At 60.5% G+C, this 24,624-nt stretch carries 26 protein-coding genes, 1 tRNA gene and 1 pseudogene; 13 read left to right on the forward strand and 15 right to left on the reverse strand.

The features are described from left to right. Window positions 1–38: 38 nt before the first annotated feature. A complete protein-coding gene (locus NMA58_RS07215; RefSeq protein ID WP_434712805.1) occupies window positions 39–815 on the reverse strand; it encodes a competence/damage-inducible protein A in 777 nt (258 codons plus the stop codon). 278 nt (window positions 816–1,093) lie between these two features. On the opposite strand from NMA58_RS07215, the gene wrbA reads away from it, so the two are divergent. After that, complete coding sequence (gene wrbA, locus NMA58_RS07220) at window positions 1,094–1,690, forward strand: NAD(P)H:quinone oxidoreductase type IV (protein ID WP_430960417.1); 597 nt, start codon at window positions 1,094–1,096, stop codon at window positions 1,688–1,690. A gap of 212 nt (window positions 1,691–1,902) precedes the next feature. Continuing rightward, a tRNA-Leu gene (locus NMA58_RS07225) sits at window positions 1,903–1,988 on the forward strand. A gap of 395 nt (window positions 1,989–2,383) precedes the next feature. Here NMA58_RS07225 and NMA58_RS07230 read toward each other — a convergent pair. Further along, entirely contained in the window at window positions 2,384–2,758 is a 375-nt protein-coding gene (locus NMA58_RS07230) for a VanZ family protein (RefSeq protein WP_085777879.1), read from the reverse strand. Between the two features lie 178 nt (window positions 2,759–2,936). Here NMA58_RS07230 and ilvA point away from each other — a divergent pair, with 178 nt between their 5' ends. The 4 genes from ilvA (at window position 2,937) to NMA58_RS07250 (ending at window position 7,446) form a co-directional block, all read left to right on the forward strand. Further along, window positions 2,937–4,187, forward strand: a complete 1,251-nt coding sequence (ilvA, locus tag NMA58_RS07235) for a threonine ammonia-lyase (protein ID WP_434712806.1) — start codon at window positions 2,937–2,939, stop codon at window positions 4,185–4,187. Between the two features lie 37 nt (window positions 4,188–4,224). Further along, window positions 4,225–4,551 carry an HlyU family transcriptional regulator gene (locus NMA58_RS07240; protein WP_430960415.1) on the forward strand — a complete coding sequence of 109 codons (327 nt, stop codon included), beginning with the start codon at window positions 4,225–4,227 and terminating at the stop codon, window positions 4,549–4,551. A 242-nt stretch (window positions 4,552–4,793) separates the two neighbouring features. Beyond that, on the forward strand, window positions 4,794–6,062 hold the full coding sequence (locus tag NMA58_RS07245) for a diguanylate cyclase (RefSeq protein WP_434712807.1): 1,269 nt from the start codon (window positions 4,794–4,796) through the stop codon (window positions 6,060–6,062). A gap of 190 nt (window positions 6,063–6,252) precedes the next feature. Further along, complete coding sequence (locus tag NMA58_RS07250) at window positions 6,253–7,446, forward strand: MFS transporter (protein ID WP_434712808.1); 1,194 nt, start codon at window positions 6,253–6,255, stop codon at window positions 7,444–7,446. Between the two features lie 71 nt (window positions 7,447–7,517). On the opposite strand, the gene NMA58_RS07255 is transcribed toward NMA58_RS07250, so the two are convergent. After that, window positions 7,518–8,294, reverse strand: coding sequence for an SDR family NAD(P)-dependent oxidoreductase (locus NMA58_RS07255; RefSeq protein WP_434712809.1), 777 nt, complete (start codon window positions 8,292–8,294; stop codon window positions 7,518–7,520). Window positions 8,295–8,400: 106 nt separating this feature from the next. Here NMA58_RS07255 and NMA58_RS07260 point away from each other — a divergent pair, with 106 nt between their 5' ends. After that, window positions 8,401–8,976 carry a TetR/AcrR family transcriptional regulator gene (locus NMA58_RS07260; protein WP_434712810.1) on the forward strand — a complete coding sequence of 192 codons (576 nt, stop codon included), beginning with the start codon at window positions 8,401–8,403 and terminating at the stop codon, window positions 8,974–8,976. Window positions 8,977–9,022: 46 nt separating this feature from the next. Here NMA58_RS07260 and NMA58_RS07265 read toward each other — a convergent pair whose 3' ends face one another. After that, a complete protein-coding gene (locus tag NMA58_RS07265; protein WP_064802027.1) occupies window positions 9,023–9,637 on the reverse strand; it encodes an FMN-dependent NADH-azoreductase in 615 nt (204 codons plus the stop codon). Between the two features lie 139 nt (window positions 9,638–9,776). On the opposite strand from NMA58_RS07265, the gene NMA58_RS07270 reads away from it, so the two are divergent. Beyond that, window positions 9,777–10,745, forward strand: coding sequence for a LysR family transcriptional regulator (locus NMA58_RS07270; protein WP_430960410.1), 969 nt, complete (start codon window positions 9,777–9,779; stop codon window positions 10,743–10,745). Between the two features lie 39 nt (window positions 10,746–10,784). Here NMA58_RS07270 and NMA58_RS07275 read toward each other — a convergent pair whose 3' ends face one another. From NMA58_RS07275 to NMA58_RS07290, 4 genes are all read right to left on the reverse strand, one after another. Then, window positions 10,785–12,773 (reverse strand): bifunctional 2',3'-cyclic-nucleotide 2'-phosphodiesterase/3'-nucleotidase, encoded by a 1,989-nt coding sequence (locus NMA58_RS07275; protein ID WP_434712811.1) that lies wholly within the window; start codon window positions 12,771–12,773, stop codon window positions 10,785–10,787. A 369-nt stretch (window positions 12,774–13,142) separates the two neighbouring features. After that, entirely contained in the window at window positions 13,143–13,538 is a 396-nt protein-coding gene (locus NMA58_RS07280; RefSeq protein ID WP_085777886.1) for a PilZ domain-containing protein, read from the reverse strand. 172 nt (window positions 13,539–13,710) lie between these two features. Further along, window positions 13,711–14,607: a DMT family transporter gene (locus tag NMA58_RS07285; RefSeq protein WP_434712812.1), complete on the reverse strand. Its 897-nt coding sequence runs from the start codon at window positions 14,605–14,607 to the stop codon at window positions 13,711–13,713. 72 nt (window positions 14,608–14,679) lie between these two features. Beyond that, entirely contained in the window at window positions 14,680–15,141 is a 462-nt protein-coding gene (locus NMA58_RS07290; RefSeq protein ID WP_434712813.1) for an Lrp/AsnC family transcriptional regulator, read from the reverse strand. Between the two features lie 156 nt (window positions 15,142–15,297). On the opposite strand from NMA58_RS07290, the gene ald reads away from it, so the two are divergent. Then, on the forward strand, window positions 15,298–16,416 hold the full coding sequence (gene ald / locus NMA58_RS07295) for an alanine dehydrogenase (protein ID WP_434712814.1): 1,119 nt from the start codon (window positions 15,298–15,300) through the stop codon (window positions 16,414–16,416). Between the two features lie 16 nt (window positions 16,417–16,432). Here ald and NMA58_RS07300 read toward each other — a convergent pair whose 3' ends face one another. From NMA58_RS07300 to NMA58_RS07325, 6 genes are all read right to left on the reverse strand, one after another. After that, the gene (locus tag NMA58_RS07300) at window positions 16,433–16,942 is read right to left on the reverse strand and encodes a DUF1203 domain-containing protein (RefSeq protein ID WP_434712815.1); all 510 of its coding nucleotides are present in this window, start codon (window positions 16,940–16,942) and stop codon (window positions 16,433–16,435) included. Between the two features lie 145 nt (window positions 16,943–17,087). Beyond that, entirely contained in the window at window positions 17,088–18,263 is a 1,176-nt protein-coding gene (locus NMA58_RS07305) for an MFS transporter (protein ID WP_434713390.1), read from the reverse strand. A gap of 161 nt (window positions 18,264–18,424) precedes the next feature. Beyond that, window positions 18,425–18,985, reverse strand: a complete 561-nt coding sequence (locus tag NMA58_RS07310; protein ID WP_085777890.1) for a GNAT family N-acetyltransferase — start codon at window positions 18,983–18,985, stop codon at window positions 18,425–18,427. A gap of 5 nt (window positions 18,986–18,990) precedes the next feature. Beyond that, window positions 18,991–19,860, reverse strand: coding sequence for a 3-mercaptopyruvate sulfurtransferase (gene sseA / locus NMA58_RS07315; protein ID WP_434712816.1), 870 nt, complete (start codon window positions 19,858–19,860; stop codon window positions 18,991–18,993). 15 nt (window positions 19,861–19,875) lie between these two features. Next, a complete protein-coding gene (locus tag NMA58_RS07320; protein WP_434712817.1) occupies window positions 19,876–20,613 on the reverse strand; it encodes an alanyl-tRNA editing protein in 738 nt (245 codons plus the stop codon). A gap of 6 nt (window positions 20,614–20,619) precedes the next feature. Continuing rightward, the gene (locus NMA58_RS07325; RefSeq protein WP_221114519.1) at window positions 20,620–21,657 is read right to left on the reverse strand and encodes a cysteine synthase A; all 1,038 of its coding nucleotides are present in this window, start codon (window positions 21,655–21,657) and stop codon (window positions 20,620–20,622) included. 237 nt (window positions 21,658–21,894) lie between these two features. Between NMA58_RS07325 and NMA58_RS07330 the strand changes: the two genes are divergently transcribed. The 3 genes and pseudogenes from NMA58_RS07330 to NMA58_RS07340 all read left to right on the forward strand — a co-directional run bounded on the left by NMA58_RS07330 (window position 21,895) and on the right by NMA58_RS07340 (window position 23,166). Further along, complete coding sequence (locus NMA58_RS07330) at window positions 21,895–22,047, forward strand: hypothetical protein (protein ID WP_430960402.1); 153 nt, start codon at window positions 21,895–21,897, stop codon at window positions 22,045–22,047. Beyond that, window positions 22,044–22,230: pseudogene (locus NMA58_RS07335) on the forward strand (transcriptional regulator); the annotation flags it as partial. The gene NMA58_RS07330 and the pseudogene NMA58_RS07335, both read left to right, overlap by 4 nt. 99 nt (window positions 22,231–22,329) lie before the next feature. Then, entirely contained in the window at window positions 22,330–23,166 is an 837-nt protein-coding gene (locus tag NMA58_RS07340) for an SDR family NAD(P)-dependent oxidoreductase (protein ID WP_434712818.1), read from the forward strand. Between the two features lie 153 nt (window positions 23,167–23,319). On the opposite strand, the gene NMA58_RS07345 is transcribed toward NMA58_RS07340, so the two are convergent. After that, window positions 23,320–23,646, reverse strand: coding sequence for a hypothetical protein (locus tag NMA58_RS07345; protein WP_097598688.1), 327 nt, complete (start codon window positions 23,644–23,646; stop codon window positions 23,320–23,322). Window positions 23,647–23,992: 346 nt separating this feature from the next. Here NMA58_RS07345 and NMA58_RS07350 point away from each other — a divergent pair, with 346 nt between their 5' ends. After that, window positions 23,993–24,613, forward strand: coding sequence for an HAD-IA family hydrolase (locus NMA58_RS07350; protein WP_434713391.1), 621 nt, complete (start codon window positions 23,993–23,995; stop codon window positions 24,611–24,613). Window positions 24,614–24,624: the final 11 nt, after the last annotated feature.

A 24,624-nucleotide genomic window follows, 5' to 3' on the forward strand; every position in this document is an offset into this window, starting at 1 on the left:
CGTTCTCCCGTTCCTTGACGGGGATCAAGTCCGGCCTCTCATGCCTCGGCGGAATGGTTTTCTGCGACCTCCTTGTTCCGGCGGATGGCGTCGATCATCGCGTGGACTTCGGCGCCGGCCGCATCGATTGCCGCCTGCGCGCGGCCGCGTACGACGATCTCGGTCGAGAATTTCTGGCCGATATAACGCGGGTAGGAACCGATGCTGGTATCCGGATGCGCTTTCTGGATCGCGGCAAGGGGCGTGCCGATATCACCTTCGCCATAAGGGCAGGCGATGGCGAGCGAGAGAACCGGCGTGCCTGTCCGAAGCGTCGGCAGCACATTGTCGATCATCGCCTGGAAGACCTGCGGCACGCCGGCCATCACATAGACATTGCCGATGATGAACCCCGGCGCCGTCGATACCGGATTGGGGATATGGGCGGCGCCCCGCGGCATGCGCGCCATGCGCTGACGCGCCTCGGTGAATTCCATCTCGCGGCGACGGTACATATCGGCCAGCAGGGTCATCGCCGCTTCGTCATATTCGCAGGGCAGGCCGAAAGCGTTGGCGATCGCATCGGCGGTGATGTCGTCATGCGTCGGCCCGATGCCGCCCGAGGTGAAGACGTAGTCATAGCGAGCGCGAAGCGCATTCAGCGCCTCGACGATCGCCTGCTCGTCGTCGGCGACGATTCGCACTTCCTTGAGATCTATGCCGGACAGGGTGAGCAGATCGGCGAGGTGGCCGATATTCTTGTCCTTTGTGCGGCCGGAAAGGAGTTCGTCGCCGATGGCGAGCATGGCGGCGGTGACGACGGTGTCATGGCTCATAGGATGTTCCGTGATGTGAGGCTGGTCAATAGGTAGCGCCCTCAGGCTGCTTTGCAAACACGCGCGCCTCATGCCGAAAAGGATAAGCGATTTCGGACGATACCATGCTCTTTAGAACGAGCCGATGCGTCACTTTCGCGCCAAATCAGAACCGCAAGCGAATTTTCGTCTACGCACGTTGAACACTGAGTTTTCCCGCGCAGGGCTGCCTTCGGCCCTAGGCGCTGGTAGAAATCCGCCGGTTACGAAATTCCCCGCTGTTTCAAGGAAAATGGAAGATGGCGAAAGTTCTCGTTCTTTATTACTCGGCCTATGGCCATATCGAAACCATGGCCTATGCCGTTGCTGAAGGCGCGAGGTCGGCTGGTGCCGACGTCACCGTCAAGCGCGTCCCGGAACTGGTACCGGAAGAGGTCGCCAAGGCCTCTCACTACAAGATCGACCAGGCTGCGCCGATCGCCACCGTCGATGAACTGACGGATTATGACGCAATCATCGTTGGCGCCGGCACCCGCTTCGGCACGGTCGCCTCGCAGATGCGCAATTTCTGGGACCAGACGGGCGGCCTTTGGTTCACCGGCAAGCTCGTCGGCAAAATCGGTTCGGTCTTCACCTCTTCGGCGACCCAGCATGGCGGCCAGGAATCGACCATCCTCGGCTTCATCCCCACCTTCCTGCACCAGGGCATGGTCGTCGCCGGTCTGCCTTACGCCTTCCAGGGCCAGATGGGCACTGAGGAAGTCAAGGGCGGCTCGCCTTACGGCGCCTCCACCATCACCAACGGCGACGGTTCGCGCCAGCCTTCCGAGGTCGAACTCGAAGGCGCGAAATACCAGGGCGCCCATGTCGCCCGGCTCGCTGCCAAGCTCGCTTGATCTCGATGCGTAAATGATGAAGGCGCGATGGGCGTGAGCCCGCCGCGCCTTTTCAGTTTCTCGGGCCAGACGAAACGAGCGGCGCCGACAGTCACTTTCGCGTTAAAATACCTGCCCATTCATTCCGTGGCGCTGCCGGCAGAGCCAATATTATTTTTACGCCCCACGGCTCTTCCCATCGCCCATGACGCAAGATATTGAAAACGCAGCAAGCGGGCGTGGCGAAACTGGTAGACGCAAGGGACTTAAAATCCCTCGGCCTTAGGCTATACGGGTTCGATCCCCGTCGCCCGCACCAGCCTACGCTCTGTGAGCTTCGGCTCGGCGAGCCGAAGAGAGCAGCCAAGCGAAGTTTGTCGCGCCGTAGTTCCGTCAGGAACGAAGGCGGACCGGTTCGATAATGCCCCGGTTAGCTGCAACAATCGTTATAATCCTGTTGGAATATGCCTGTATCTTGCGCGTAAGAGCGCGTTATTGCTTGACAATGACATTTTCGGTGCAAGGATTGCGCCGCGGCGGTAGAGTAAGTGTTGTCTTGTGGGAGTAAGACGATGGTTTACGATTGGAGCGGGACCAGGGTTCGGCGCGTCCGGATCTTCAGGACGAGCGTCGCATTTGTTCTTGCAACTGTTGTGGCTGCGATACCGCTGTTTTTCTGGGCAACGGATTTGCCGGGTTTCTGATCCGCAATAGTCAGCGTTCTGTGAAAGGCAGGCTGTTTGGAGCTCTGCTCTCGCGCCATCTGTTGATCACCCAGCCGGCAGCGAGGCCGAGGGCAGCGCCCATGGCCTTGATGCCTGCGTCATGCAGGCGCGGATGGCGGGTCGGTGCGAAATACTGCAGATATTCGATGGCGACCGCCCCAATGATCAGCAGCACGGCCACCAGTTTCCACTGCTTCGGATAGGCGAGCGCAAAGGCAAGGCCGAGCAGAACATAGGCGGTGCCGCGGTCCGCATCGACCGTCGTCACCGTATCCGGTCTCAGCCCGATCGGCGAAACCGTGACAAACAGGATGAGGGCGAGCAGCAGCCAGGCGAGCGGTCTTGCGAATTTGAAGATCATCATCGCTCCATATAAGTGGCAGGCCTTTCCATTGACAGTTAAAATCAGTTCATCTGCCGCCGATTTTGCAATTGGCTTAAGAAAGGCTCTATGGGCTGAGCCGGCCGGTCAGTGAACCTTTCCTTTAGCCGCCGGCCTGTGCCATAGCGGCGGTGACCAATCATGAGAATGGACCACGCCCGTGACGAGACTTGACGTCGAAAGCGCCGAAGAGGCAATGCGCAGCCTCTTTCCGGCAACGCCGCTGCAGCTCAATGACCATCTCTCGGCCCGCTACGGTGCCGATATTTGGCTGAAGCGCGAGGATCTGTCGCCGGTGCGCTCCTATAAGATCCGCGGCGCCTTCAATTTTTTCCGCAAGGCGATCGGGCAGGGGGCGGCCGGCAAAACCTTCGTCTGTGCCTCGGCCGGCAACCACGCCCAAGGCTTTGCCTATGTCTGCCGTCATTTCGGCGTGCCGGGCGTCGTCTTCATGCCGGTGACGACGCCGCAGCAGAAAATCGACAAGACCCGCATGTTCGCCGCTGAATTCATCACTATCCGGCTGTTCGGCGACTTTTTCGATCAGTGCTATCAGGCGGCGCGCGAGCATGTCGAGGCGGTCGGCGGCGTCATGGTGCCGCCCTTCGACCATGCCGATATTATCGAGGGGCAGGCGACGGTCGCTGCCGAGATCATGCAGCAGCTGCCCGAGGGAACCGTGCCCGATATGGTGGTTCTGCCCGTCGGCGGCGGTGGACTGGCCGCCGGCATCACCGGTTATCTCGATGGCATCGTGCCGAAATCGGCCTTCGTCTTCGCCGAACCGGCCGGTGCGCCAAGCCTCAGGCGCAGCATCGAGGCAGGCAAGGTGACGACGCTTGCCAAGGTCGACAATTTCGTTGACGGCGCAGCGGTCGCCCGCATCGGCGACCTGAATTTCGCCGCCCTTCGCGATTTCCCGGCAAGCCAAGTGCAGCTGATGCCGGAAAACGCCATCTGCGTCACCATCCAGGAGATGTTGAACGTCGAGGGCGTCGTGCTGGAGCCGGCCGGCGCCTTGTCGCTGACGGCAATCGCCGCGATGGACGCCCAAGCGATCCGCGGCAAGACCATCGTCGCTGTCGTCTCCGGCGGCAATTTCGACTTCGAGCGCCTGCCTGACGTAAAGGAAAGAGCCATGCGTTACGCAGGGCTGAAGAAGTACTTCATCCTCAGGCTGGCCCAGCGTCCCGGGGCGCTCCGGGATTTCCTCAATCTGCTCGGACCCGACGACGATATCGCCCGCTTCGAATATCTGAAAAAATCGGCGCGCAACTTCGGCTCGATCCTGATCGGCATCGAAACCAAGGCGCCGGAGAATTTCGCCCGGCTGATTGCAAATTTCGAAGCTTCTGGCATGGGTTACGAGGATATCACTGAAAACGAGATCCTCGCTAACCTGATCATTTGACTTGGCGATCGTAGGGCCATCGTGCTAGACACGCGCCATGGCTTCATTCATTTCAAATCTCTTTTCGATGTTCTCCGGCGGGGCCAAACCGGCGTCGCAGGCGGCCGGGCCGTCCAGCGAGCCGCAGCTTTATGGCGATTGCACGATCTATGCGGAGCCGCGCAAGGAAGGCGGCCAGTATCGTCTGGCCGGCCGCATCGAAAAAAAGGTCGGCGACGAGGTGCTGGTGCGCAATTTCATTCGCGCCGATATGTTTTCCTCCTCCGACGATGCGATCGAATGCACGGTGCGCAAGGCGCAGCAGATAATCGACCAGCATGGTTCGTCACTCTTTGGTGACGGCGAGAAGATCCGTCAGGTCTGAAATCGATCCCGATCAATCGGAATCGGCCGCGGCCCGAAATCCCGTTGCTTTTCAAGGCCGTGACTTGCGCTCTCGAAGGAAGCAGGTTTGCATACGCAATCTTAAAGGATTGCGGTGAAAGCTATTGCCTGCAGGATTTGCAGGGCTGCCCTCGTGTTCCACTTTTTCAGACGCTCGTTCATTGGATCCGCCGCCGTGCCGGCAGGGTGCCTGAGGCATCGGCCTGAAGCCGAGGTGTTGTCATGGAAGCGCTGAACCTCGCGGTCTTTGTCGTCGAAGCCATCGCCTATTTCGTGCTGATGGTGACGCTTCTGCATTTCCGCCATCGGCTTGGCCTCGGCGTCTTTCTGACGGCGCTCGGCGTCATGCATTTCATGGAGACTTATCTGGCGGCGGTCTTTTACGTCTCGCTGCCGTTCGGCGATGTGTCGCCGGGCTCATCCGTCTTCTTCTCCGGCAAGCTGATGATGATCCTGATGCTGTATCTGTGGGAGGATGCCGCGACGGTGCGCCAGCCGATCTACGGCTTGTTTCTCGGCAATCTGCTGACCGTCGGCATCGCCTGGGTGCTGCAGTTGCACCAGCCGCTGCAGCTGTCGTCGAACCACACGCCCGACGTCGATTTCCTGAAAGCGATGGGCTGGCTGATGATTTGGGGCACGGCGCTGCTCTATGTCGATTCGCTCGGCATCATCCTGCTCTATGAAAAGCTCGGCGATTTCTTCCGCAGGCGTGTCGTCCTGCGTTTCATGATCTCCGGCTTTGTGCTGCTGACTTTCGACCAGGTCGGCTTTTTTGCCGCACTGCACTATTTCCTCGATGTTCCAGTCGCCGTATTCTGGGGTGGCTGGAAGGCGAAGATGCTCTCCGTCGGCCTCTATGGGGCGATGTTTGCCGTCTATGAATATCGGATCCGCCGCCTTGGCGCTGACGCCGCCGCGCGCTCCATCAGCGACGTCTTCAGTGATCTCACCTTTCGCGAGCGCTATAATGACCTTCTGGAGCGCACCGGCCGCGATATGCTTACCGGCGTCTATGACCGCACACGCATGGAACTCGAAGCGCCGGTGATGCTGCGCGAGGCCTTGAGGCAGGGGCTGCTTGCCACCGTCCTCATTATAGACGCCGATCACTTCAAGGATGTCAACGATGGTCATGGCCATCTTCAGGGCGACGAGGTGCTGAGGGCGATAGCCGCCCGGCTCGGCACGACGCTGCGGTCCAGCGACCGCATCTTCCGCTTCGGCGGCGAGGAATTCGTCGCCGTCTGCCCCGGCACAAGCCATGAGGAAGGGTTGCTCCTTGCCGAACGCCTGCGCTGGACGATCGAGACCAGCGTCAAAACGCCGGATGACAAGCCGGTGACGGTCAGTATCGGCGTTGCGACAGCTGACGAGGACGGCATCAGCTTTACGACGGTGCTCACCGCGGCCGACGGCAGGCTCTATGCGGCGAAGAAAGGCGGCCGCAACTGCGTCGTCGGCCGTTCCGGCATGGTGCAACCGAGTTAGGTGGCTGATCGCGTTGATCACCACAGCGAGACGGCCGGTGTTTGGGATGTTGCGAAAATCGAAACATATTCCGTACATTGCATGATTTTTCAATATGTTAGTGATGAACTAAAAACGACTTGTTAGCATAGCGCAAACGTGATCTCCATTGCTGCAATAGTCGGATGAGCTTTTGCGACGGGCGGGAGACATGAGTGATTCAGTGGCAACGGAGAAGGTCGATGGCGGCGAGTTTGCCGTCCTGTGTATCGGAGGGTTTCTTCTTTCGATCGCCTATGGCGTGACCTTTCTCATCCCGGTGCTGGTGGGCGAGCGTGGCGGGAACGAGGCGCTTGCCGGCCTGATCATCTCGGCCGCGACGGTCAGCACTGTCATTCTCGTGATCCTGTCCGGCCATATCGCGGACGCCATCGGCGCGGCGCGGGCGGTGGCTGTTGCCGGGCTGTTTCTTGCAGCATCGGGATTGGGATTTGCCACCGTCCCCTCGGTTGGGCTCAGCCTGATGACCGTCGGCCTCATTCTCGGTATCGGCTGGGGCACGTTCTATACGCTTGGACCCATTCTAGTCGCCGCACTGGTGGAGCCCCAGAATCGGATCAGGTTCTTTGCCTTGCTTTCTGGGTCGATGATGTCGGGCATCGGCGCCGGACCGATCATCGGCCGCATTGCCACCGGCTGGTCTATGCCAATTGAGACGGCCTTCTCCTTTGCCTTTCTGTCCAGCCTCGCCGGCGGTGCGCTGTACTTTTGGCTCCATCTCCGGCTGACCAGTGCCGGCAAGATTTTGCCCCACGTCAACAAGATCTCGTTTGGCGCGGCGCGCCGGGTGATCGCTTCGCCGGCGATCTATTCCATCATCATGGTCGGCGTCGGTGGAGCGATTTTCGGGGGACTTTCCAGCTTCCAGACCAGCTATGCCAAGGCGCACGGCTTCGACTATTCCCTCTTCTTCTTCGGTTTTATGTCGTCCGCCATCCTGAGTCGGCTGTTCGTGGCGGCATATGTGGTCAGGAAGGATCCGCTCTATTCGCTTCTGGCCCTGACAAGCCTGACCCTGGCTTCCATCCTGCTGTTCCTGGTGATGACATCAACTCAGACAGTCTACCTCGGAGCCGCGGCGATCCTCGGACTGGGCTATGGGTTGACCTATTCCGTCATCAACGGCCTGGCTGCAAATGAGGCGCCCCAAGGCCTTATGCCGCAATCGCTTCTATTGTTCTCGCTGTCCTATTTCATAGGGGTCTTCGGCTTTCCGCTGATTGCCGGAAACCTGATCGTTTCCTCCGGGATTCAGGCCATGCTCTATGTCCTGCTCCTGCTTGCCATTCTCAATGTGGCAATCGTCCTGTTTCGTATCGCTCAACGCGCCCTGCGTAAGAGCTGAGACAAAGTAGCCGTAGCAGGCTGGCTGCGCAGGGACGGGGGCTGGGCAGGTTTTGCCAGCCCCTACTGCAGTCAGGCGGCGCGGAAGATCTTGGCACCTGAAGGCGCGCCCGTCATGCCGCCATCGACGGTGATTTCGATGCCGGTGACGTTGGCGGAATCATCCGAGGCGAGATAGAGCGCTGCCTTGGCGATTTCCTCGGCTTCGCTCATGCGGCCGAGCGGGCTCAGGCCGCCCATGCGAGCTTCGAGTGCCGACATCGCATCATCCGTTGGCGCCATTGGCGACCAGATCGGCGTCTTCGTGCCGCCTGGCGTCACCTGGTTGACGCGGATGCCGCGCGGCGCAAGTTCCGACGCCATATTGCGCGTCATGGCACGCACCGCCGCCTTGGTCGCTGCATAGGCAGACCAGCCGGGGGCGCCGAGCACGGCATGCACCGAGCCGTTGAGGATCACCGAGCCGCCGTCGCTGAGATGCGGCAGGGCCGATTGCACGGTGAAGAACACAGCCGTCAGATTGGTGCTGATGATCCGATTGAACTGCTCCGGCGACGTATCACCGAGTGGTGTTGCTCCGCCGATGCCGGCATTGGCGAAGACGATGTCGAACTTGCCGACCTTCGCGGCAGCTTCCGCAAAAGCCTTCCCGGTGGCGGCGGCATCGGTGACATCGACCCTCAGCGCCAGCCCACCGGCCCCAAGCGCCTTTTCGGCGGCGGCAAGTGTTTCCGGGTTGCGGCCGGTGATCACCACCTTGGCACCCTCGTCGATGAAGACTTTGGCGGTCGCAAGACCGATACCGCTGTTTCCGCCGGTGATCAGGGCGACCTTGTTTCTTAGACGCATGATTCATGCTCCTCTTGGAAATGGCAACGATCTGGATTATGATCGTTATCTAATAGGATTATGATTGTAATCCACAGGAGTCAAGAGGCAGTACGAGGAGAGTCCGATGGGCCGTTCGCAGCTGGAAAAACAGAAGACGCACGAGAAAATCGTCGAGACTGCGTCAAAGCGGTTGCGCGAAGAGGGGTTGGAAGGCATCGGCGTCGCCGACCTGATGAAGGAGGCCGGACTGACCGTCGGCGGCTTCTACAAGCACTTCGCCTCCCGTGACGATCTCGTTGCCGAGGCGATCGAATCCGCCTTCGATTCATGGGGGCGCAGGCTGGAAGCAGAGGGTGTGGACCCCGCGAAGATGACGGCTGCCGATGTCGCCGATCGCTATGTCAGCGCCTATCACCGCGACAATCCTGGCGAAGGCTGCCCTTTCGCCGCGCTGACCTCCGATATCGCGCGCAGCAGCGAGAAGACGCGGCGCATTGCCACTGAGCGGCTCGAACGCAATTTCGAGGCTTTGGCCAGCAAGGCCACGGGAGCAAATGAAGGGGAAAGACGGCGAAAGGCCATCATGGCTTTCGCCATGATGGCAGGCGGCGTCGGCCTTGCCAGGGCTTCCTCGGATAAGGCTCTTTCGGGCGAAATCCTGGAGACGATCCGGGATTTCGTCGCCGATATCGGCAAATGACGAACGGCCGGCAGATGCCGGCCGTTCAATGGAGTTCGGAACCCGATCAGGCTGCGAGTGCGATTTCCTCGACGCGCGACTTGGCGGCGCCGATGGCCTTTTCAGCGGCTTCCGGGCCGAAAGCCAGACCTTCGACATAGATGGTCTCGATATCGGTGATGCCGAGGAAGCCGAGAACCGATTTCAGGTAAGGCACGGCGTGGTTGAGGGGAGCAGCCGGTCCCTGCGAGTAGACGCCGCCGGAAGCAAGCACCACATAAACCTTCTTGCCGGTTACGAGGCCGACCGGGCCGCTTTCCGTGTACTTGAAGGTCACGCCGGCGCGGGCGACATTGTCGATCCAGGTCTTCAGCGACGAATAGATGTTGAAGTTGATCAAGCCGGTGCTGATGACGATCGTGTCGGCGGCAAACAGTTCGGCGACCAGTTCGTCGGAGGTTTTGATGGCTGCGATCTCTTCGGCGGTGCGGGCTTCCGCCGGCTTGCGGATCGCGCCGGTGAACAGGTCATCGATATGCGGCAGCGGGGTGGCGGCAAGGTCGCGGCGGACGACGACGCTGCCCGGCTTCTGGTTTTTCAGCTTCTCGGCGAGATCAGCGGCGATCGGCGTCGAGAGCGATTCGGCACGCGGGCTGGACGTCAGAAGAAGAATGGACGACATGGATCATTTCCTTTCGAATTGAACGGAACGGCTCGTCGCTGGGAGGTGAGCCGCGGTGTCGAACAGGAAAATAAGTCTGGCCTGCTATCGAAAAAACGGAGATAATGTCGATCGAAACTATCGATGGAATGGATGGAAGATGCTTCCGAACCCCACCTTGGATCAATTGCAGGTGTTTTTGACCGTTGCCGAAACCGGCAGCTTCTCGGCCGCTTCGCGGGCATTGAACCGAGCGCAATCGGTGATCAGCTATACGATCGCAAACCTGGAGGCGCAGCTGGAAGTGGCGCTTTTCGAGCGTTCCGGCGCGCGCCAGCCGAAGCTGACCGAGGCGGGCAAGGCCATGCTCGAGGATGCGCGCCGCATTCTGGGGGACCTGCAGGTCATGCGGGCGCGCGTCAAAAGCCTGAGGGAAGGGCTTGAAGCGGAGGTTTCCGTGGCCATCAGCGTCATGGTGCCCTCGCGGGCCGTGGTGGACGTGCTGCGCGAATTCCGCGAGAGGTTTCCGACCGTTTCATTGAACCTCAATGTCGGCGAGCTCGGAATGGTCATGGATCTCGTATTGAGCGGCAAGACGACGATCGGCATTGGCGGCGCTGTCCTGAAGCAGGATGATTCGATCATCACGGAGCGAATTGGCCACTCCTTCATGCTGCCCGTCGCCGCACCCAACCACCCGCTTGCCCGCATCGACCGGCCGTTGACACTCGGCGACGTGCGCGAGGAAGTGCAGCTCGTCGTGACAGACGCTTCAGGCCGCACCAAAGGACGGGATTTCAATGTCTTGTCGTACAAGACGTGGCGGGTCAGCGATATCGCGACGAAACACCAGCTGATCAAGGCCGGACTAGGCTGGGGCGGACTTCCGGCATCCATAATGCATGACGACTTGCGCAGCGGCGCGCTCGTCCACCTCGATCTTGAGGCCTATGAACAGGGCGAGTACGCCATCTACTCGATGCGCCAGCTCGCCAACCCGCCCGGACCCGCCGCCAGCTGGATGATCGACGCGTTCCGTACGCGGCTTTCCGCCTGCCCGAACCAGGCCGATTTCCATGCCGAAATGGCGGAACTGCGTGACACCGTTCCGCCACTCGCGGCCGAATGACGAAGGCGCGGAGCCGCGCCTTCGCTGGGACCTACCTGCTTATAAAACGAGCCTGAACTTCGAGAAGCCATCCGCTCCTTCGCCGGCTTCCTCGATCTTGACGCTCTTGACTGCAGCGAGGAACTGCTTTGCCTTCGGGCCGCTGTCGAAGGTAACGGTCGTGCCCGGCAGCGGTTTGAAGGTCCAGTTCGCATCGGCCGACGGATTGATCGTGCCTTGGTCGTGGACATAACGGACGATGACGTCGCGATTGGTATCAGGCGCCTGGAAGATCACCTTATCCGCTGCAATCTCCGGGAAATTGCCGCCGCCGCCGGCGCGGTAATTGTTGGTAACGACGACGAACTTCTGAGCCGGATCGATCGGCTTGCCATCAAAGGTGAGATTCTGGATGCGGGTGGCATCCGGATTGATGGCCTTGCCGGATGAGTCATATTTCGGCGGCTGCGACAGGTCGATCTGATAGGTCACGCCGTCGATGACATCGAAATTATAGGATGGGAAGTCGTTGTTGAGCAGCGGCGCATCCTTCGATCCGGCTTCGATGTGATTGAACATGCCGGCCGACATTTCGAGCCAGTTCTTCACTTGCGCGCCGGTGATGGCGACAGCCTGCACCGTGTTCGGATAGAGGTAGAGGTCGGCGACGTTCTTGATGGCGATATCGCCGGCCGGAACGTCGGTATAATAATCCGCGCCGCCGCGACCGCCGGCCTTGAAGGGAGCCGCAGCCGAAAGCACCGGCAGATCCTTGAATTCGGTGTCGGCGAGCATCTGCTTGATGTACCAGGTCTGAGCCTGGCTGACGACCTGGACGGAAGGGTCGTCGGCGACGAGCGCGAAATAGGAATAGAGCGGCGCGGAGGTCTTGCCGACGGGCGTGCGGACATAGGCGAGCGTCGCCTCATGCTCTGATTTGGCGGCCTCGACCACCTCTTTCTTGTCGGCGTAATCGGCAACCACTTTCTTCTTGTCGTCGCGATGATAGATCGGCCGGGCTTCCGAGGTGAAATCGACGATCTTCCAGCTGTTGCCGTCCTTTTCCAGGAGCAGGTCGATAAGGCCGAGATGCGAGCCCCAGAAGCCTGCCATCACGGCGGGCTTGCCATGCAGTGTGCCCTTGACCGGGTCGGCATTGGCGATGCCGTCCCAGCTCTTCGGACCGGGGAAGACGAGATGCTGGTGACCGGTGAAGATCGCGTCGATCCCCTCGACGGCGGCCAGATACAGCGAGGCGTTTTCCATTTTTTCGGTCGGCGCGCTGCCGTCGATGCCGGAATGGGAGAGGGCGATGACGATATCGGCGCCGGCTTCCTTCATCGCCGGGACCCAGGCCTTGGCCGCTTCGACGATGTCGCGCGTCTGCGCCTTGCCTTCGAGGTTCTTGATATCCCAGAGCATGATCTGCGGCGGCACGAAGCCGATGAAGCCGATCTTGACCGGGCTTTCCTTGCCGGCGCCGTCCTTGACCTGTTTTTCGACGATGACATAAGGCTTGAAGAAGAGGTCGTCCTGCTTCGGGTCCGAGGCGAGCTGACCTTTGGTCAGGTTGGCGCAGACGAAGGGGAAGTTGGCGCCCGACAGCACCTTGAACATGAAGTCGAGGCCGTAGTTGAACTCGTGATTTCCGAGCGTGCCGACGGTATAGCCGAGCGTGTTCATCGCGTTGATCACGGGATGGACGTCGCCGTCCTTCATGCCGTGCTGATAGGCGATATAGTCGCCCATCGGATTGCCCTGGAGCACGTCGCCATTGTCGACCAGCAGCGAGTTGACGGCCTCTGCGCGGATATTGTCGATGATCGTCCCGGTGCGCGCCAGACCCATCGTGTCGTTCGGCTTGTCGGCATAATAGTCATAGGGGAAGACGTTGACGTGAATGTCCGTCGTTTCCATCAGCCGGAGATGCGCCTGGTTGGCGCTGGCGCGCGCGCTGAAAGGGTGCAGCAGCACCAGGGCGGAGGTGGCGGCAAGGCCGCCAAGCAAGGAACGGCGGCTCATCAAGCCAACGTCGAAAATGGAAGACATGGAAGCTCTCCTTCAAAGATAGTGCATCGTCCGGCTCCTCAGAATTAGGACGATTTGGCGAGGAGTACACTGCGAAAATGACAGCACGGCAAACATCAGTGGTAAAGGCGCAATGGTTTTGAAACGCAACTTGTAGTCTCAGGACGTATCCCTTGGGAAGGGGCACGAGCAGGGTCGTGATTGCAAAGGGCAAAGATTTCGGAGGCAACGCGTCCAGTGCGGACGACAACGCGGAGACGTTTACGGCGGCGATACGGAAAGTCGCTGGCGGCGGCAGATCCTCAATCTCCATCGCCTGCGGGCGGCACCAGCACCAACCGCAGCTCCTGACCGATCTCAGCCGCTCCTCGGCGTAATAGCGGTGCGGCCTTACGCTTTCAGCGTCGACGGATGAGGTGGGCGGTCGCCGCCGGTCGCGGCTCTCAGCTGACGAACCGCCAGCACCGGCCGTATTTCCTTATGGAAAAAGCGGAAATAAGAGGCGACCTGTGCCCGCGCATTCGAATTCACATCGAACTGCACGCCGATGCGGCCATTGTGCTTCCAGCGGATGATCCCTTCCAGCAGTCCGAGATTTTCGGCTTCGATGCGCACCTTGCTGCCGGAAGCGGCATGGAGCGGCGTCTTCGTCTCCAGGGCGGCGCCGGTCACCGACAGGTTGAGAATGCGGACATCCACTTGGCTGTTCAGATATTTGACGCTGCCGAAGACACGGCAGTTTTGCCGGTCGGCCTTTCTTGCCGTGATTTTCAAGTTGCGGGTCATACTGTCTCCCTTGGATACAGTCGGAGAGCATAGCGCCCGAAAATTGAAATGGTTTTAGTGGCTTGGCTAAAATTGCAGTGAAACTGTCAGTTAGGGTTACTGCATGTCACGGAGATGCGTGCAGCGATTCTGGAAGCCAATCTGTGTAAAACGGGCTAACGCAGGTCGACTCTCAATCAAATGCGACGCCGCTGGCTTTGGCAGCCCTGCGTCCCACAACATGTTCGCGCCAGACCGTGAAGATGCCGGCGGCGACCACGATCGCCGAGCCGACGATCGTGTTGAGGCTCAGCGTTTCGCCATAGATCGCCACGCCGATGATCGAAGCGTAGACAAGCGACAGATAGGTCAGCGGCTGGACGGCGGCGGCATCGAGACTATCGTAGGCGCGGATGAGGAAATAATGGCTGGAAATGCTGGTCATGCAGACGAGCGCCATCCAGCCCCAGTCGCCGGATGACATCCAGCTCCAGTAGAACGGCCCGATCAGCGTCATCGCAACGGCGCCGACGACACCGGTATAGAAGAAGCTGGTCGTCGAAGAATCGTCGCGGCTGACGAGCCGTGTGGCGATGACGTAAAAGGCGAAATTGAAGCAGGAGGCGACGGCGAGAAGCAGCTTTACGTCGAAGAAATCGCCTTCCGGCTTCAGGATCAGCAGCACTCCAAAAAGCCCGGCGCCGATTGCCGCCCATCGGCGCCACCCGACCCGCTCGCCGAGGATCGGCATCGCCAGCAGCGCAATCAGGATCGGCGTCGCGGAAAAGATCGCCTGTGAACGGGCAAGGCCGATCACGGCAAAACAGGTGATCGCCAGAACCACCTGGACCGCAAGCAGCAGGCCGCGGGCCACCTGCAGGGCGGGGCGTTTGGTGCGAGCCGTCGCCTTGAGACCGCCGTGCATCTTCGAAGCGAGAATGATTGTGAAAAGCCCGAAGGCCCAGTAGCGGATCATCGTCACGAAGATCGGCGGATAGGCGGATGCCAGGTGTTTGGAGATGGCGTCCTGCAGCGAAAAGATGGTCAGCGCCAGCAGGGCGAAAATGTAACCGTGGGTCTTCGATTTCATGACATGCCAATAGGCGGGAGAAGCCCGCGCGCGCCGAAAGTCTGGTCAGGCATTCTGAAAATAAGCAAGGCCTCAAAGCCCCACATTCGGCCTGTCGATGATTTCTCTGAGCGCGAAACTCGAATTGATCTTGACCACATGGGGAAGGGCCGACAGCCAGTCGCGATGGATACGCTCATAGTCTTCGAGATCGCGGGCGGCGACCCTGAGGATGTAGTCATATTCGCCCGACATCAGGTAGCAGACGAGCACGTTCGGGCAGAGCTTCACTGCCGACTCGAACTCCGCCAGCGTCTTGGCGAACTGGCCCGAGAGGGAAATATGCACGATGGCGATCATCTTGTAGTCGAGCGCCTTGTGCGAAAGCCGCGCATGGTAGCCGTCGATGACGCCGCTCCTTTCAAGAATGTCGAGCCGGCGCGAACAGGCCGAAGGGGAAAGCCCGATCCTTTCGGCGAGCTCGGCATTGGTGATGCGGGCATTGGCCTGCAAAACCTTCAGAATCGAAAGATCGATGGTATCGAGATCGGCCATTCGAAGAACCTTCGAAGAGAGAGGGCAGAGACGCAATAATCACCGAAAAATCGCGTTTGCGCAAACCGTCTTTGCAAGGACATTTCGCAGCCTTGGTGGTTGGATTGGTCGCAGAGGAGATCCGCGACCGCGGAGACAAAAGGAGAGGAACGCAAAATGCGTGTCGGTTGCCCGAAGGAAATCAAGAATCATGAATATCGCGTCGGGCTGACGCCTGCTTCGGTGCGCGAATATGTGGCGCACGGCCACGAGGTCTGGGTAGAGACCAAGGCGGGAGCCGGCATCGGCGCCGATGATGCCGCCTATGCCGCGGCTGGCGCGAAGATCGCCGCCTCCGCCAAGGATATTTTCGAAAAGTGCGACATGATCGTCAAAGTCAAGGAGCCGCAGCCTTCTGAATGGGCCCAGCTTCGCGATGGTCAGCTGCTCTACACCTATCTGCATCTAGCGCCCGATCCCGATCAGACCAAGGGTCTTCTCGCCTCCGGCGTCACCGCAATCGCCTATGAGACCGTGACCGACGAGCGCGGCGGCCTGCCGCTGCTGGCGCCGATGTCCGAGGTCGCCGGGCGCCTGTCCATTCAGGCCGGGGCGACAGCCCTGCAGAAGGCCAATGGCGGTCTCGGTGTCCTGCTCGGCGGCGTGCCCGGCGTGCTGCCGGCCAAGGTCGCCGTCATCGGCGGGGGCGTCGTCGGCCTGCATGCCGCCAGAATGGCCGCCGGACTCGGCGCCGATGTCAGCATTCTCGACAGATCCCTGCCGCGCCTGCGTCAGCTCGACGACATCTTCGCTGGCCGTGTCCACACCCGTTATTCCAGCATCCAGGCGCTGGAGGAGGAGGTCTTCTCGGCCGATCTCATCATCGGTGCCGTGTTGATCCCGGGTGCTGCCGCTCCGAAGCTCGTTACCCGCGAGATGCTGTCCGGCATGAAGAAGGGCGCCGTCATCGTCGACGTCGCCATCGACCAGGGCGGCTGCTTCGAAACCTCGCATGCGACGACGCATTCCGACCCGACTTATGAGGTCGAGGGCGTGGTGCATTATTGCGTCGCCAACATGCCCGGTGCAGTACCGGTCACGTCAGCGCATGCGCTGAACAACGCCACGCTGGTTCATGGGCTTGCGCTTGCCGACCGCGGCCTGCGCGCCATCGCCGAGGACAAGCACTTGAGGAACGGCCTCAACGTGCACAAGGGTCGTATCACCAACAAGCCGGTCGCCGAGGCGCTCGGTTATGAGGCCTTCGCGCCGGAGAGCGTGCTCAACGTAGCGTAAGCTACCTGACCCACGGTCAGGTGAAGGCGCCGGTCTCTGTCAGGGCCGGCGCCTTTGCCTTGTCGATCCGACACTGGAAGCAATTGTTGCGCGCCGAACGCACATGCACATAGGCGATGTCGGCTCGTGCCAGCAGCTTTTCGCCATAGGCCGCAATTTCGCTGACCAGAGTCACCGCGCCGGTACCGTACACGATGCGGTTGTTCTCATTGTAGCCGCGGACGATGAAGTCGCGGCTCGTCGTCAGCACCGGCGGCAGAATCTCCTCGGCGGCGTAACGCCGGCAGGGCTGTTTGTGGAGGAAAATGGGCCCGGTTTCGGCATAGGGCTGCAGCTTCGGGAAGGGCCGGTAGGCGAAAACCAGCATCTCCTCGCCCTCTTCGATATTCTGCAGGCAATGGCGGCAAGGATTGCCGTCACCGTCTGATATCATCGTCTCGGGCAGGTTGTCATAGGCGTCGCGGCCACCATTCCAGAGTGCTTCGGCATCAGCGGTCGGCATGGCGATAAAACGAATGGCGTTCATGGTAAATCTCCTCTGTGATTGCCACGAAATGCACCCGCGTCATCGCGGAAGCCACCCGTTTCTTGCGACGCTGCATGGTGAAAGCAGAATGCCTTGGTCGAAGTCGATCTTGCGCTGCTGGCGCAGCGCGCTGAAGCCAGCCGCGTCAGCCTTGGGACTGCACAGCTCGCTGCGCTCCTATGGCCGGCATGGGAGCTGCGGCAAGCGCCTTGGTCATCGAAAGAGCGGCGACGATAACGGGGACCACCGCCCAATAGGAAAAGCGGATACCGACATATTCTGCAATGAAACCAAGCAGGGGCGGGCCGGCAAAAAACACGAGGAAGGTCGTCTGCCCAAGTGCTGCGACGTTGACTGGAGCCGGTCGGTCCGCACGGCGGGCCGCAGCCGAGATGGCAAGCGGATAGACCGACGAGCAGCCGATACCGGTCAGGCCGAAGCCTATCAGCGCTATGACGGGGTGTGCTGCCGTCGCGACCAGTAGAAGCCCGGCGACGACGATTGCGAGAAGGACTATTGCGACCGGCTGTGGATTGAAACGGTCGATCACAGGATCCATTGCAAGCCGTCCGGTGGCGATGCAGAAGGAGAATATCGTCACGCTGAGGCCGCCGACGAACGGTTCGGCCGCAAAGACGTCACGCATATAGATTGCTGACCAATCGACGCTCGCGCCTTCAGCCAAGAGCGGTGCTGCGCCTATCAGGCAAAGGGGTAGCAGCCCGATAGTCGGAAAAGCGATGAGGGGGATTTCTCCGGAGTGCGCGTCCTGCCGCGGAGGTGCGGTCTCGATCTTCGAGAAGACGATCGAGCCTGAAATGAGGACGGTCTGGAAGACGAGGAAGATGTGCAGTTCGATGGTGATGCCGGCCTGTCGCATGCCGGCGGCGACAAGGGCTGTCATGCAAAAGCCGAGGCTCCACATGCCGTGCGCGCGGCTCATAATGCGATATCCAAGCAGGGCCTCGTGACGGTCGGTTTCGATGTTGGCGTTGATCTCGAATGCGCCGGTGAATAGACCGGCGATGAAGAAGAATGGCATCGCCGGGAGAGCTGAAGGCATCCAGGAGATTATCGATAGGAACACGGATGCACCGAACACCGTGACGAAAGCTGTGGTGCGCGCACCAAGCCTCTCAATGATCCTCACCGAAAATGTCAGCCCGCTGAGAACCCCCAAGGACATGATGGCGAGCAAAAGCCCGAGCTCGCCCTCGGTGAGGCCGAATTTGCGCTGAAGATCAGGCAGGCGCGAAAGAAAAGCCCCCACGGAAAGGGCGACGGCAAACTGGATGAAGAAAATACGGTGGTGCGGCTTCATCTCAGGACTTGCTCCAATGGGATATGGACTGAAGCCCAGCGAGCGCCAGCATAGTGAAGCTTTCCGGGTAAGATGGCTCGGTTCAGAAACCGGCGGTTTCCAGAGATTATCTACACCGCTGCTGACAACTAATGTCAGCATAAACTCCGTCAGCAACAGCCTCAGCTTTTCCGCGCAAGTTCCAGGAGCTCCTTGTCACTCAGCGGCCGCACAATGCCGGTGCCGGTCGAAACAGGGGAAAAGCCGTACATCTGATAGAGCTGCAGCGCGCGCGGATGGTCGAGATTGTTGGTGGTCGTGGTGACGCGCTTCGGATCGAGCGCCCAGATCGCATAGAGCGCCTGCAGCAGAAACCATTTGCCGATGCCGAGCCCGAGCGCATGTTCGATCAGGCCGAAATGGCTGAGTTCAATCGTCTCCTCGTCCGCGCAGAAATACTCGTAGAAGCCGGCCGGTGCGCCGTTCACGTAGAGGACGCTGATATTGTTGCGCTTGTCGTTCAGTGTTTCTGCCAGTTGCTCGTCGCTCATGCGCAGCCGGTCCACCCACTGCCAGCGCGCGCCCACCTGTCGATAGAGATAGCGGTAAAAGGGCAGCGGTATGCCTGGCGCACGCATGATCGCCGTCTGGATATTGACGGGCACCGGCATGCTGGCCTTGGGCGCCGCCGTCATTTCAAGACGGGTGATATGAGCTTTGAGCGAAGTGGGCGTCTTTCCCATGGCGGTCAGGCTTTAACCGGCGTCGGCGGACTGGTGACGACAGGCGTATCGTCACGGCTGCCCCATTCGCTCCATGAACCGTCATAAAGCTTGTTGTCGTGATGGCCGAGCGATTCCAGCGCCAGCGTGATGATCGCGGCCGTGATCCCTGAGCCGCAGGAGGTGACGACCGGCTTGGAGAGATCAATTCCGGCCTCTTCGATGGTCTGCCTGAGTTCGGGCAGCGATTTGAACCGGCCCTGGTTGGCGAAGACGCCCGAGGGCAGGCTTCGGGCGCCGGGCATATGGCCGGAGCGCATGCCGGCACGCGGCTCGGGTTCGGTAGCGGCGAAGCGGCCGGCGCTACGGGCGTCGGCAATCTGCATCGCGCCGCTCGAGACGATGTCGCGCATGGTGTCCAGCGTGACGACGCGGCTCTCATCGAAGTCAGGCGTAAACGTCGCCGGGGCATAGTTGGGGGCCGCTGTTTCGAGCGGACGGCCCTCAGCCTTCCAGCCGTCGAGACCTCCGTCGAGGACGAAGACGTTCTTTGCCCCCATCACCCGGAACAGCCACCAGACGCGGGGCGAGGCAAACACGCCGATACCGTCATAGACGACGATGCGATCATTCTCGCTGATGCCGAGCTTGCCGACTTCGGCGGCGAAATAATCGGGCGAGGGGATCGTATGCGGCAGCGCCGTCGAGTGGTCGGCGATCTTGTCCTGATCGAAGCGGATGGCCCCGGGAATATGGCCCGCGGCATATTCGGCATCGGCGTCGCGTTTTTGCGCCGGCAGGTAGAAGGAGGCGTCCAGCACGCGCAGATCCGGCTTGCCGAGCTCGGCCTGCAGCCATTCGGCCGAGACGACGAAACGGCTCTTGCTCTCAGTCATTATGGTCTCCCCTTATCAGGCTTCTACGCCGGGCGTGCCGAAGCGGATGCGGAAGCGCCGGTTCTCCTTGCCCTTCTTTTCGATCTTGGCGATGTGGATCTGGCCGACTTCCTGCGTCTCCGAGACATGTGTGCCGCCGCAGGGCTGGCTGTCAATCGAGGAGTTCTCGCCGATGCAGACGAGGCTGACGCGGCCAAGCCCGATCGGCGGACGCACGTTCTTCGACTTGACGATGTCGGGATTGGCCGCAAGCTCGTCGTCGGTGATCCATTGCAGATAGACCGGATGGTTCTGACCGACCAGTTCCATCAGCTTGGCCGTGACCTCGTCCTTGTCGATCGTCTCGCTCATGTCGAAGTCGACGCGGCTTTCCTCCTCGCCGACGGCGGCTCCGGTGATCGGATAGGAGCAGATGACCGACAGCAGGTGGCAGGCCGTGTGCATGCGCATCAGCCGGTAGCGGCGTGGCCAATCGACATGCAGCACCAGCGTCTCGCCGACCTCCGGCCGCGGCTCGTTTTCGAGCGGCACGTGGATGATGACATCCTTGCCGGCGCCGTGTTTTGTCTGGCCCAGTGCGATCTTGGTTCCGTCGGCGCGTTCAAGCTGGCCAGTGTCACCGGGCTGGCCACCCGATGTGGCGTAAAAGCAGGTCTGGTTAAGCTCGATGCCCCCGTCGTCGTGAACGGCAGTGACGACCGCCTCGCATGTCGAGAGATAGAAGTCGTCGCGATAGAGGGCATTGACGGGCATGAGGTCTCACACGGGCTCGTAGGGAACGTGTATGTCGGACGAACCAGTCATCCAGCCGGGAACGGGTAGTCCCTTCGATCGCAGAAAATCCGGATTGAAGAGCTTCGATTGGTAGCGGTTGCCGTAGTCGCAGAGGATTGTCACCACCGTGTGACCGGGCCCGAGATCGCGGGCGAGATTGACCGCGCCGGCAATGTTGATCGCTGTCGAGCCGCCGAGGCACAGCCCCTCGTTTTCGACGAGGTCGAAAAGATAGGGAAGTGCTTCGGCATCGGAGACGCGATAGGAGAAATCGGGTGTGAAGCCCTCGAGATTGGCCGTGATGCGGCCCTGGCCGATGCCCTCGGTGATCGAGGATCCCTCGGATTTCAGCGTGCCGTTCTGGTAGAATTCATAAAGAGCAGCGCCGTCGGGATCGGCGATGCCGATCTTGACGTCGGGATTAAAAGCCTTGAGGCCGGCGGCGACACCGGCAAGCGTGCCGCCGGAGCCGACGGAGCAGATGAAGCCGTCGACCTTGCCGTCGGTATCGTTCCAGATTTCCGGCGCCGTCGTTTCGATGTGCGCCTGGCGGTTGGCGACGTTGTCGAACTGGTTCGCCCAGATTGCCCCGTTCGGTTCGCTCTTCGCCATTTGTTCGGCAAGACGCCCGGACACCTTCACATAGTTGTTCGGGTTCTTGTAGGGAACGGCCGGCACTTCGACGAGTTCGGCGCCGAGCAATTTCAGCGCGTCCTTCTTTTCCTGGCTCTGGGTTTCCGGGATGACGATGACGGTGCGGTAGCCGAGCGCCTTGGCGACCAGCGTCAGCCCGATGCCGGTATTGCCGGCCGTGCCTTCGACGATGACGCCGCCGGGCCGAAGCAGCCCCTTCCGCTCCGCATCGCGGATGATGTAGAGCGCGGCACGGTCCTTGACCGACTGGCCGGGGTTGAGAAACTCCGCCTTGCCGAGAATGGTGCAGCCGGTTGCCGCGGAGGCGCCCTTGAGTTTGATCAGGGGCGTATTGCCGATGGCTTCGAGGACGGAGGGATGGAAGGTCATGGAATCTGCCTCTTTCGAACTCTTACTTTAGGAACGGTCTTTTCCCTTCACAAGGCTGTGTTGGCAAGAAATGCTATTCCATACCCCTGGTGGTCACGATAAAATTTCGCTTTCCTTATCCGAAATGGCCCGCGACGGCGATCCCACCTGCCATGGTGATCCGAAAACTGGCTTTCCCCGTATGGATGACGACAAAGCGACAACGGAACACGAGCGGCGGGCCTGGCCGAAACCGACATGATTCACGATCAGATCGACACGATCGACGCACTGAGGGCGCATTATGTCGCCGGTTCCTTGCCCGAGGGCTACGAGGCGCGCCGGCCGGTCGACCATCCGACTCCGTTTAAGCCAACCCGAATGATTCAATTTAATCCGGAAAAGCTCTAGACGGGTCTTTCAACGACGAGCGCAGCCATTTCGGCCCCGGCGACATCTCGATTGCCGACGAAACTGTCGATCACCGGCCGGTTTGCCGAAAAGGACAGGCCTTGCATTGCCTTCGCGCTGTCCGACGGACCGATCCGGCTGACCCGGTCCTTTCGTCAGATGATCGGCGACCTGATCGGCTGAAAGCAGCCACAATGGTGTGATAGAGCCGTAAATCCGGGAGGCGCAAAGAACTTCCGGGCCTGTTTTCGTGCTGGTCAGGCAGAGCCGGAGGAGCATGTCATGCGTGATTTCATCGCCCGTCCCGAACATGGAATCGTCTGGATCTCGGGCGCGAGCTCAGGTATCGGCCGGGCGCTTGCGCTGAAGCTTGCCGGCGAAGGATACAAGGTCGCCGTCACCGCCAGAAGCCACGAAAAGCTGGTCGAGCTGCAGGCCGAAGCCAGCGGCCTTTCCGGGAATATTATCGTCCTCGACGGTGATGTCACCGATGCCGAGGACATGGAACATGTCCTGGCCTCTATCGAATATGAGCACGGCACGCTCGCAATGGCGATCCTCAATGCCGGTATCTACCTGCCGGTCCACGCCGAGGATCTGAACCGCGCCGATTTCGAAAAGAGCTTTGCCGTCAATCTTTCCGGCGTCGTCAACTGTCTGTTGCCGGCGATCCGCCATATGAAGGCGAAAGGGCAGGGGCAGATCGCCATCGTCTCTTCCGTCACCGCCTATGGCGGCCTGCCGACGGGGGCTGCCTATGGCGCCACCAAGGCGGCGTTGATCAACATGGCCGAAAGCCTGAAATTCGATCTCGACAAGGTGGGCATCCGCATTCAGCTCATCAGCCCGGGCTTCGTCGACACGCCGACGGTGGGCAAGAGCGCCTTTCCTATGCCGGCGGCGCGGGTGTCGTCCGAGGAGGCTGCCCGCCAGATTGCCGCCGGGCTGAAGTCGCAGGCTTTCGAGATCGCTTTCCCCAGACGCTTCACCGCGATGTTGAAACTGGCGCGTCTGCTTCCCTATGGCGCTTATTTCCCACTGATGAACTATCTGACTGGCTGGCGGCAGCGGCCGCCGCTAGATGGTCACCATCCGGTGATGCCACACCCTGCGGAATGATCAACGGTGCGGGAAGGCGGGTGGCCGGAACGCGCGGATCAAAAATTGCGAAGGCAGTCTTTATCCGCCGCGACATGAAAAGGCCGGCATAAACCGGCCTTTTCCGAGGTGGTGCGCTTTTGCACGACACGTTTCAAAGCGGTGACCGCCTGCTTAGTTGTCGTATTCGCGGCAGGCTTCGCTGATCGATGCGCCGCTCTCACCGCCGCGCGTATCGACACCGGTCCCCTGCTGCGGCATGCCGGCGCATTCCATCGCCTGCGGCGGTCGGATGCTCTGGGTCGTGGTCGGATCGACGGGGGCGACCTGGACAGGGTGCATGCCATTGTCGCTGTTGGTATAATCGGACGAATAGTTACCCGAACCCGGATCGGTCGAGCCGCCATTCGTCGGTCCGATGGGATCCGGATTCGACTGGGCAAAGGCTGACGATGCCATGCCGATCGCGAGCAGCGAAGCGGCAATGAGGGATTTAGTCATGAGGATATCCTCCTTTGATTTTCATCATGGATGACCTCTGGGTAACCACTTGCAGGATTCATTGTTCCGATTTTTTTGAAAAACCTGCACGCGGGCCTTGTATGGTTGCGGCGCCGAGGAACGCTGCGATGACCGGATCGGCTTGCGTCTCTCCGGTGACTTGATCCTCTATAGGCTTCCTAAGACATGCAACGTCGCTGTCCTGCCCAGACTTGCAAAACGCTGCGATTTGCCGTTTCATCGCCGCCAGCAACGACCATCCGAAACTCCTCCTTAATGAGATACGCGCTTGTACCCGCCGATCCCCCACGGCTTCGAGAAGCCTTATGCCGCTTTCCTCTTCGACATGGACGGCACCATCCTCAATTCGATCCTCGCCGCCGAGCGTGTTTGGAGCGACTGGGCAAGACGCCATGGGCTCGATGTCGCCGCCTTCTTGCCGAAGATGCACGGATCGCGTGGCATTGACACAATCACCCGGCTGAACCTGCCGGGCGTCGATCCGGAACACGAGGCAAGGCTGGTGACCGAAGCCGAAATTGCCGATGTCGGCAATGTCGTTGCCATTTCCGGCGCAGCCGCCTTCTTGGCTTCGCTGCCGCCGGATCGCTGGGCGATCGTCACCTCTTCGCCCTTGCGTCTTGCCCGCCGGCGGCTGGAAGCGGCTGGCCTGCCTCTGCCGAAATTTATGGTGACGGCGGAGGACGTGACGGTCGGAAAGCCCGATCCGCAATGTTATATTCTCGGCGCCGAACGCCTCGGCGTCAGCACGCGGGATTGTCTGGTGTTTGAGGATGTCGCAGCCGGCATCAAGGCCGGCGAGGCGGCGGGCGCCGATGTCATGGTCGTTACGGCAACCCATCACCAGAAGATGGAGACGCCGCATCCGACCATCTCTTCCTATGACGAGATCGCCGTCAACATCTCAGCCGACCATAAAATGCTTATCGTCCCGAGCGCAGCCTGACATCCGACCTC

This window comes from Rhizobium sp. YTUHZ045 (genome assembly GCF_051124255.1).
GTDB lineage: Bacteria > Pseudomonadota > Alphaproteobacteria > Rhizobiales > Rhizobiaceae > Rhizobium.

Coding starts and splice junctions, on each gene's coding strand:
- NMA58_RS07280 (WP_085777886.1), bottom strand. CDS start 13,538: ATGACCCGCAACTTGAAAATCACGGCAAGAAAGGCCGACCGGCAAAAC.
- NMA58_RS07320 (WP_434712817.1), bottom strand. CDS start 20,613: ATGCCCGTCAATGCCCTCTATCGCGACGACTTCTATCTCTCGACATGC.
- NMA58_RS07325 (WP_221114519.1), bottom strand. CDS start 21,657: ATGACCTTCCATCCCTCCGTCCTCGAAGCCATCGGCAATACGCCCCTG.
- NMA58_RS07250 (WP_434712808.1), top strand. CDS start 6,253: ATGAGTGATTCAGTGGCAACGGAGAAGGTCGATGGCGGCGAGTTTGCC.
- NMA58_RS07285 (WP_434712812.1), bottom strand. CDS start 14,607: ATGAAATCGAAGACCCACGGTTACATTTTCGCCCTGCTGGCGCTGACC.
- NMA58_RS07330 (WP_430960402.1), top strand. CDS start 21,895: ATGATTCACGATCAGATCGACACGATCGACGCACTGAGGGCGCATTAT.
- NMA58_RS07270 (WP_430960410.1), top strand. CDS start 9,777: ATGCTTCCGAACCCCACCTTGGATCAATTGCAGGTGTTTTTGACCGTT.
- NMA58_RS07215 (WP_434712805.1), bottom strand. CDS start 815: ATGAGCCATGACACCGTCGTCACCGCCGCCATGCTCGCCATCGGCGAC.
- wrbA (WP_430960417.1), top strand. CDS start 1,094: ATGGCGAAAGTTCTCGTTCTTTATTACTCGGCCTATGGCCATATCGAA.
- NMA58_RS07240 (WP_430960415.1), top strand. CDS start 4,225: ATGGCTTCATTCATTTCAAATCTCTTTTCGATGTTCTCCGGCGGGGCC.
- NMA58_RS07340 (WP_434712818.1), top strand. CDS start 22,330: ATGCGTGATTTCATCGCCCGTCCCGAACATGGAATCGTCTGGATCTCG.
- NMA58_RS07260 (WP_434712810.1), top strand. CDS start 8,401: ATGGGCCGTTCGCAGCTGGAAAAACAGAAGACGCACGAGAAAATCGTC.
- NMA58_RS07290 (WP_434712813.1), bottom strand. CDS start 15,141: ATGGCCGATCTCGATACCATCGATCTTTCGATTCTGAAGGTTTTGCAG.
- ald (WP_434712814.1), top strand. CDS start 15,298: ATGCGTGTCGGTTGCCCGAAGGAAATCAAGAATCATGAATATCGCGTC.
- NMA58_RS07305 (WP_434713390.1), bottom strand. CDS start 18,263: ATGAAGCCGCACCACCGTATTTTCTTCATCCAGTTTGCCGTCGCCCTT.
- sseA (WP_434712816.1), bottom strand. CDS start 19,860: ATGACTGAGAGCAAGAGCCGTTTCGTCGTCTCGGCCGAATGGCTGCAG.
- NMA58_RS07275 (WP_434712811.1), bottom strand. CDS start 12,773: ATGTCTTCCATTTTCGACGTTGGCTTGATGAGCCGCCGTTCCTTGCTT.
- NMA58_RS07345 (WP_097598688.1), bottom strand. CDS start 23,646: ATGACTAAATCCCTCATTGCCGCTTCGCTGCTCGCGATCGGCATGGCA.
- NMA58_RS07230 (WP_085777879.1), bottom strand. CDS start 2,758: ATGATGATCTTCAAATTCGCAAGACCGCTCGCCTGGCTGCTGCTCGCC.
- NMA58_RS07255 (WP_434712809.1), bottom strand. CDS start 8,294: ATGCGTCTAAGAAACAAGGTCGCCCTGATCACCGGCGGAAACAGCGGT.
- NMA58_RS07245 (WP_434712807.1), top strand. CDS start 4,794: ATGGAAGCGCTGAACCTCGCGGTCTTTGTCGTCGAAGCCATCGCCTAT.
- NMA58_RS07300 (WP_434712815.1), bottom strand. CDS start 16,942: ATGAACGCCATTCGTTTTATCGCCATGCCGACCGCTGATGCCGAAGCA.
- NMA58_RS07265 (WP_064802027.1), bottom strand. CDS start 9,637: ATGTCGTCCATTCTTCTTCTGACGTCCAGCCCGCGTGCCGAATCGCTC.
- NMA58_RS07350 (WP_434713391.1), top strand. CDS start 23,993: ATGGACGGCACCATCCTCAATTCGATCCTCGCCGCCGAGCGTGTTTGG.
- NMA58_RS07310 (WP_085777890.1), bottom strand. CDS start 18,985: ATGGGAAAGACGCCCACTTCGCTCAAAGCTCATATCACCCGTCTTGAA.